This is a genomic window from Nocardia sp. NPDC004722 (genome assembly GCF_053601505.1).
The window spans coordinates 1-8,728 of the sequence record NZ_JBSGBY010000360.1; the positions used below are offsets into that span (position 1 = coordinate 1).

2 protein-coding genes are annotated in these 8,728 nt (G+C 71.0%); both read right to left on the reverse strand.

What is annotated here, in order from left to right; all coding sequences use genetic code 11:
• Positions 1–1,998: type I polyketide synthase (locus ACWELQ_RS29250; RefSeq protein ID WP_452400253.1), on the reverse strand; the 1,998-nt coding region annotated here is incomplete at its 3' end.
• Between the two features lie 24 nt (positions 1,999–2,022).
• Positions 2,023–8,712: an SDR family NAD(P)-dependent oxidoreductase gene (locus ACWELQ_RS29255; RefSeq protein WP_452400254.1), complete on the reverse strand. Its 6,690-nt coding sequence runs from the start codon at positions 8,710–8,712 to the stop codon at positions 2,023–2,025.
• Between the last annotated feature and the right edge of the window lie 16 nt (positions 8,713–8,728).

The following is an 8,728-nucleotide window of genomic DNA, read 5'->3' on the forward strand; positions in this document are numbered from 1 at the left end:
GCCGGCGACGTGGGCCGCCGCCAGCTCACCGACCGAGTGACCGGCCAGCACATCCGGTGTGACACCGAAGGATTCCAGCAGCCGGAACAGTGCCACTTCGTACGCGAACAGGGCGGGCTGAGTCCATTCGGTGCGGTCCAGCAAGCCCTCGGGGTCGGTGAACATCACCTCCCGCAGCGACCGTCCGAGCATCCGGTCGAATACCGCGCAAACCTCGTCCAGTGCGGCGGCGAAGGCCGGGTATGCGCTGTGGAGACCAGCGCCCATTCCGACCCGCTGTGCACCCTGACCGGTGAACACGAACGCGGTCGCACCGGAATCAGCCTTCACCGCACGGGTATTCGATCCGCCCGCGGCCAAATCCGCGAGACTGTCGAGCACTTCGGCGCGGTCGTATCCGGTGACCGCGCCGCGCCACTCGAGCAGTGCCCGCGAGCTCACCAGGGCCTGCGCGACCTCGCGGACGTCCACGTCGGGGTGCTCGATCAGCCACTGCCGCAGCCGATCCGCTTGCGCGCGCAGCGCGACTTCGGACTTGGCCGACACCACGAGCGCGACCGTGCCGGTCGAAACCTGGGGCGAGCCATCGGCTTCGGTCGCCGCCACGACGGCGGGGGCTTCCTCGAGAATGAGATGCGCATTGGTACCGCTGGCGCCGAAGGAGGACACGCCCGCCCGGCGCAGGCGTTCCCCGCGCGGCCACGGGTGACTGTCCTGCAGCAGACGGACGGTGCCCGCGGACCAATCCACGTGCGGCGTCGGCTCGTCCACGTGCAGTGTCTTGGGCAGCACGCCGTGGCGCATGGCCTGCACCATCTTGATCACGCCGCCGACGCCCGCGGCGGCCGAGGTGTGGCCGATATTGGATTTCAGCGAGCCCAGCCGCAACGGCTCGCCCTGGCGGCCCGCGCCGTAGACGCCGATGAGCGCCTGCGCCTCGATCGGATCACCGAGCATGGTGCCGGTCCCGTGCGCCTCGACCGCGTCGACGTCCGCGGCGTCCAGTCCGGCATTGGCCAGGGCCTGGGTGATGACCCGCTCCTGCGACGGTCCGTTGGGCGCGGTGAGACCGTTGCTCGCGCCATCCTGGTTGACCGCGCTGCCGCGAATGACCGCCAGCACCTGGTGTCCGGCGCGCTGGGCGTCCGAGAGTCGTTCCAGCACCAGCATTCCGAGTCCCTCGGAGAAGCCGGTGCCATCGGCGGCGGCCGCGAACGCCTTGCAGCGGGCGTCGCTGGACAACGCCCGCTGCCGGGCGAACGCGATCAGCAGCGAGGGATCGGACATGATGGTGACGCCACCGGCCAGCGCCACGTCCGTATCGCCGGAACGCAGGGCCTGACAGGCCAGATGAATGGCTACCAGCGAGGACGAGCACGCGGTGTCGACCGCGATCGCCGGGCCGGTGAAGCCGAAGGTGTAGGCGATGCGCCCGGCCAGGACGCTGTTCGAAACACCCAGGTAGGCATGGCCTTCGGTCTCCGCCCCGATGGCGGCGGAACCGATGCGCGGGCCGTAGTGCTGGTGGATGACACCGGCGAACACACCGGTGTCGCTGCCGCGCAACGACGTCGGGTCGATCCCGGCGTCCTCGAGGGCTTCCCAGGCGGCCTCCAGCATGAGCCGCTGCTGCGGATCCATCGCCGCCGCCTCGCGCGGGCCGATGCCGAAGAAAGCGGCGTCGAAATCGCCTATGTCGTCGAGGAACCCGCCATCGCGGGTGTAGATGGTGCCCGCCGCGTCGGGGTCCGGGTCGAAGAGCCGGTCGAGGTCCCAGCCGCGGTCGGCCGGGTACCCGCCGATGGCGTCGACGCCGTCCGCGGTCAGCTGCCACAACTGCTCGGGAGAGCGCACCCCGCCCGGATACCGGCACGCCATGCCGACAATGGCGATCGGTTCCTGCAGTCGATCGGTGAGCGTGCGCAGCCGCTGCTTGGTGTCGTACAGCTCCTTGGCGGTCTTCTTGAGGTACCGGCGCAGTTCGTCGTCGTCAGCCATCAGTGAAACTCCTGGTCCATCAGCTCATAGGCTGTCGATGAAATCGAAAAGCTCGTCGTCGTCGGCGGATTCGAGATCGCCGGCGGGCTCGCCGCGATCGACCGCTATGTCCTCGAGCTTGCGTAGTAGGGCGGACAACTTCCCGGCGAGGTCGGAACGTTCCGACGGGGTGAGGTCCGCCGCGGCGAAACCTCTGGTGAGCGAGTCGACGTCGGCGGCGAGGGCCCGGGCGGCCGCGTCGGCGGGCACCAACTGCTGACGGAGGAACTCGGCCAGCGCCGCCGGGGTCGGGTGGTCGAACATCGCGGTGGCCGACAGCTGCACTCCCGCAGCGGTTTTCAGGCGGTTGCGGAACTCCATCACCCCGAGTGAGTCGAACCCGATCGCGCTGAACGGTTTATCCGGCTCCAGGGTGTCGGAGCCGGTGTGCCCGAGCACGGCTGCGGCGTGCACGCCGATCACGCCGAGCAGGACCCGCTTCTGTTCCTCGGCCGAACGGCCGAGCAGGCGCGCGACCAGTTGTCCCGCATCGGCGGCGCTCTCCGCCGCCACCGGTTCGGTGACCGGCCCGCGCCGCGCCACCGGCTTGGACAGTGTCCGCATGATCGGGCGGACACCGGCCGGGTCGCCGAGCGCGTCACGATCGACGCGGATCGCCACGGCGGTGGGACGACCGGTGGTCGTCGCCGCGTCGAAGAGCTCCATGCCCTCCCGGGAATCCAGCGGCAGCAAGCCTTCTCGTCGCAGCCGCGCCAGATCGGCCTCGGTCAGATCGCCGGTCATGCCGCTGCTCTGCTGCCACGGCCCCCACGCGATGGAGGTCGCCGGGAGGCCCTCGGCGTGCCGCTGCTGCGCCAGCGCGTCGAGGAAGGTGTTGGCGGCGGCGTAGTTGGCCTGGCCCGCCGTGCCGAGCACCCCGGCGATCGAGGAGTAGAGCACGAAGGCCGAGAGGTCCAGGCCCGCGGTGGCTTCGTGGAGATTCCAGGCGGCGTCGACCTTGGGGCGCAGGACCCGGGTGATCTGCTCGTCGGTCATGGTGGCGAGCAGACCGTCGGCCAGCACGCCCGCCGCGTGCACGACCATGGTCAGCGGGTGCCGTGCGGGAATCGCGGCGAGCAGCCGGTCGAGCGCGGCCCGGTCGGCCGCGTCGCACGCGACGACGTCCACGTGCGCGCCGAGCGCGGTGAGCTCGGCGACCGTTTCCGCCGCACCGGGCGTCTCCGGGCCGCGTCGGCTCGCGAGCACGAGCCTGCGCGCGCCGTGCGCGGTGATGAGGTGGCGTGCGGCCACCACACCCAATCCGCCTGTACCGCCGGTGATCAGCACGGTGCCGTCGGCGCGCGGCGGTGCTGGGACGGTCAGTACGTTCTTGCCGACGCCCCGGGCCTGGCTGAGATGGCGGAACGCCTCGGGAGCGCGCCGCAGGTCCCACGCGGTGATCGGGTACGGCGTCAGCTCGCCGCGGTCGAACAGTTCCACGAGGGTTGTGAGGATCTCCCGCAACCGATCGGGTCCCGCCTGCATCAGCATGAAACTCGCGTAGCGCACGCCGGGGTGGGTCGCGGCGACCTCGACCGGGTCGCGACGGTCGATCATGCCCATCTCGACGAAGCGGCCGCCGCGGGGGAGCAGGCGCAGCGAGGCGTCCACGAAATCGCCCGCCAGCGAATCGAGCACGATGTCCACGCCCGCGCCGCCGGTGCGGTCCAGGAACTCCTTCTCGAAGTCCAGGGTTCGGGAGTCGGCGATATCCGCATCGTCGAAGCCCATGTCGCGCAGGATGTTCCACTTGGGTCGGCTCGCCGTCGCCAGGACACGCAGCCCCAGGTGTCGGGCGAGTTGTACCGCCGCCATGCCGACGCCGCCGGTCGCGGCGTGTAGCAGCAGCGTCTCTCCGGATCGAGCGTCGGCGAGGTCGACCAGGCCGTAGTACGCGGTCGCGTACACGATCGGAACGGCGGCGGCCCGGGCGAACGACCAGCCCTTCGGCATCGGCGCGAGCAGTCGCCGGTCCACCACGACCACCGAACCCATACCGGGGGTGAAGCCGAAAACGTGGTCACCGACGGCGAATTCGGTGACGTCGGCCGCCACCTCGAGCACGACGCCCGCGCCCTCGCCGCCGATGCGGCCGAGCGGATCCGGATAGGTGCCCAAGGCCATGAGCACATCCCGGAAGTTCAGGCCCACCGCCCGCATACTCACCCGGACCTGGCCGGGCTCGAGCGCGGTTGTGGCGTAAGGGGTTTCGTCGAGCCCGAAGTTCTCGGCGTCCAAGGTTCCCTTGTCGCGGAGGGTAAGGGCCCAGGCCGCACCTGCGGGAGCCGTCGGGGCCGCACCTTCGGGGGCGGTCAGGGCGGCGGAGTCGCGGGTTACTCGTGGGGCGTATACCACCGAATCCCGTACAGCCAGCTGGGATTCGTCGGCGATCGCCGACGCCAGCCGCACGGCTGCGCGATGCGCCGCCTCCACGCCCGCGAGCTCGGCACGGTCGCCGACGTCCACGAGCCTGATCCGGTCCGGGTTCTCGCTCTGGGCGGTGCGCAGCAGGCCCCACACAGCGGCACTCGCCGGATCGACGTGCTCGCCGACCTCGGCGGCGACGGCCCGGCGGGTGACCACCACGACCGGATCGTCCCCTGCCAGCAGTCGCCGGATTCGTGCCGCGGCGTCGATGACCGTCCGGTGCACCGACTCCGGCACGGATCCGGTCGCCGGTTCGACGACGGCGACCACATGCCTGCGGCCGCCGATGGTGGCGGTCTCGAAGTCGCCACCGAGTGCGGTGTCGTGCGGAGTGCCGGCGCCCCAGACGATCTCCTGCGTGCCGTCGTCGGCCTGCGACCGGGCCACCCAATCGACGTGGTAGCCGAGCGGCTCGCGCGGGGATTCGGTGAGCGCGCCCGCCGCGATGGCGCGCAGGGTCAGTGCGCCCACCGTGCCCAGCGGCGTGCCCGCCTGGTCGGTGAAAGTCAAGGCGATGCGGTCGGAGCCGGACACCTTGGCGTGCACCCGAAGTGCGCTCGATCCGGTGCCGTGCAGGTCGACGTGTTCCCAGGAGAACGGCACGGCGACAGTACCGTTCGGCGGTTCGGGGAGCAGCCCGCCGAGCAGGATCACGTGCAGCGCCGAATCCAGGAGGGCGGGGTGCATCCCGAACTCCCCGGCCTGGTCGCGTACCGAATCCGGCAATGCGATCTCGGCGAACGCCTCACCGGAACGTGCCCACAGCGACCGCACACCGCGGAAGGCGGGTCCGTATCGGTAGCCGCGTTCCGCCAGCGCCGCGTAACCGTCTTCGACTGCGATCGCCACGGTGTCTGCGGGCGGCCAATCGTGCGAACCACCCGGGTTCGACGGCGTGGATACGTCGTCGGTGAGGGTCGCGGTGGCGTGGCGCACCCACTGCGATTCGTCGCCGGCGCTCTCGACTCGCGAATAGACCTGTGCCGTAACACTGTTCGAGTCGTCGGGTGCCTCCGCCACCATGCGCAGCTGGACTCCGGAATCCGCCGGTATCGGCAGCGGTGCCTCGATCACCAGTTCGGCCAGGTGTGGCCGCCCGACGACCGCACCGGCATGCAACGCGAGCTCCGCCAGCGCGGCACCGGGCAAGAGCACCGTGCCCGCGACCGCGTGGTCTTCGAGCCACGGATGCGTGCCCCGCGACAGCCGACCGGTGAACACCACCTGCTCCGAACCCGGCACCTGGACGATCGCACCGAGCAGCGGGTGGTGCGCGTCTTCGAGCCCCGAACGCCGGACATCGTTCGCCACGACCGGCCGCGCCCAGTAGCGCTGGCGTTGGAATGCGTACGTGGGCAGGGCGATACGGACGGCAGGCCGGTCGTTCCCCTGCGACCAATCGACGGGTATACCGGCGGCGTCCGCCCGCGCCAAGGCGGTCACGAACGCGGTCGGCTCGTCGATCGAGCGCCGCGAGGCCGCCACCGCAAGGGATTTCGGCTCCACCTCGGGGTGCTGCGCCAGACAGGCCGCCGTCATGGCGGTGAGCACCGCGTCCGGGCCGACCTCGACGAACTTCCGCACACCGCGCGCGATCAGCGTGTCCACTCCCGGCGCGAAGCGCACACAGCCGCGCACCTGCGCCACCCAGTACTCCGGGTCGCGGACGGCGTCGCCCGCCTCGGCGCCGGTGACGTTCGAGACGATCGGCAGCAGCGGCTGCCGGTAGGTCAGTCCGGCTGCGACAGTGCGGAATTCGTCCAGCATCGGGCCCATGCGCGCCGAATGGAACGCGTGGCTGACCCGGAGCCTGCTGGTCCGGACGCCACGCTCCTCGAACAGCCGGTCGACCTCCGCGACGGCGTCCTCGTCACCCGAGAGCACCACGGCGGCAGGACCATTGACCGCCGCCACCGAGAGGCGATCGGCATACTCGGCCACCACCGCTGCCGCGTCCTCCTCGGTGACGGCCACCGCGAGCATGGCCCCGCCTTCGGGCAGGCCACCCATCAACCGGCCGCGCGCCGCCACCAGCGCGCACGCGTCCGGCAGCGACCACACCCCCGCGACATACGCCGCGGCGAGCTCGCCGATGGAATGTCCGGCCACCACGTCCGGCACCACGCCGAAGGACTCCAGCAGCCGGAACAGCGCCACTTCGAAGGCGAACAGCGCGGGCTGCGTGAATTCCGTTCGGTTCAAACCGCTTTCGGGAGCCTCGAACATCACCGCGCGCAGCGATCCGCCGAGAATGCCATCGAATTCGGCGCACACTTCATCGAGGGCGCTCGCGAAGGCCGGGTAGTCGCGGTAGAGCCCGGCACCCATGCCGCGGCGCTGCGCACCCTGCCCGGTGAACAGGAACGCCAGGCGTCCGGGTGTCGTCGTGCCCGCGACGGCGGTCGCGGTGGCCCGCCCGTCGGACAGGGCCGCCAATCCGGCGAGCAGTTCGTCGCGGTCGCGACCGATGACTCCGCCGCGCCAGTCCAGTCGTGCCCGGGTGCCGACCAGGGCTGCGGCGACATCCTGTGCGGCGAGCGCCGGTTGTTCGATCATCCACTCCCGCAACCGATTCGCCTGCTCGCGCAGGGCCGTCTCGGTGCGCCCGGAGAGCATCAGGGCGGTGACGTTCGGATTCGCCGGGGCGGCGGAGGGTGCGACCGCGGTGGTCGGCGGCTCCTCGAGGATGACGTGCGCGTTCGTGCCGCTGATACCGAAGGACGAGACACCCGCGCGCCGCAGCCGGTCACCCGTGGGCCAGGGCTCGGCGTCGGTGAGTACCCGCACGGCTCCCGACGACCAATCGACGTGCGGTGACAGCTCTTCCGCGTGCAGGGTGCGCGGCAGCACACCATGGCGCATGGCCTGCACCATCTTGATGATTCCGCCGACGCCCGCGGCCGCCTGTGCATGCCCGATATTGGATTTGAGCGAGCCGATCCGCAGGGGTTCCCGGTCGCCGCGCGCCTGCCCGTAGGCGGCGATCAGCGCTTGCGCCTCGATCGGATCGCCCAAGGTGGTCCCGGTGCCGTGCGCCTCGACGGCGTCCACCTCCGCGGGCGTCACACCCGCGTCGGCGAGCGCCTCGGCGATCACACGCTCCTGCGCCGGTCCGTTGGGTGCGGTCAGGCCATTGCTGGCACCGTCCTGGTTGACCGCGCTGCCACGGACCACGGCGAGCACGGTGTGGCCGAGTCGCTGTGCGTCCGAGAGCCGTTCGACGACCAGCACGGCCGCACCCTCCGACCAGGCCACGCCGTCGGCGGCCGCGGAGAACGATTTACAACGCCCATCCGAGGCGAGACCACGCTGCCGGGAGAAGTCGAGGAACACCGCGGGCGTGGCCATGACGGTGGCCCCGCCGACCAAGGCCAGCGAACTTTCCCCCTGCCGCAGCGCACGGCACGCCAGGTGCAGCGCCACCAGCGAGGACGAGCACGCGGTGTCCACCGTCAGCGCCGGGCCTTCCAGCCCCAGCGCGTAGCCGATCCGACCCGACACCACGCTGCCCAGCGATCCGGTGAGCGCGTAACCCTCGACCTCCGGACCCGCGTTCCGGGTCAACGCCTCGTAGTCCTGGTACATCACGCCCGAATAGACGCCGGTGTCGCTGCCGCGCAACGAGTTCGGGTCGATGCCCGCGTGTTCGAGCGCCTCCCAGGACACTTCGAGCAGCAACCGCTGCTGCGGATCCATGGCGACCGCCTCGCGAGGACCGATGCCGAAGAAGCCCGCGTCGAAATCGGCTGCCCCGGTGACGAATCCGCCGCGACCCGAATACGTGGTGCCCGGGTGGTCGGGGTCCGGGTGGATCAGCCGGTCCAGCTCCCAGCCACGGTCGGAGGGGAAGTCGCTGGTGGCGTCCGTCCCGGTGAACACCAGATCCCAGAGCGCGTCGGGGGATTCGACACCGCCCGGGTAGCGGCAGGCCATGCCGACAATCGCGATCGGCTCATCGGTGCGCGCCGCCCCCGGCCGCGCGAGTCCCGTCGCCGTGCTCGCGGCCGGGGCCGCCGTCGGCGCGACTCGGGACTGGATGAGCTTCGCCACCGCCGCGGGCGTCGGATGATCGAAGACCAGTGTCGAGGGCAGGGACAGACCGGTGGCCTTGCCGAGCCGATTCCGCAGCTCCACGCCGCCCAGCGAGTCGAGACCCAGTTCCCGGAACGGCGTCTCGGCATCGATCGAGTCGCCGGAGTCGTGTCCGAGGACGGCGGCGACCTGGGAGAGCACCGTCTCCAGAGTCAAGGCGGCACTGTGTTCC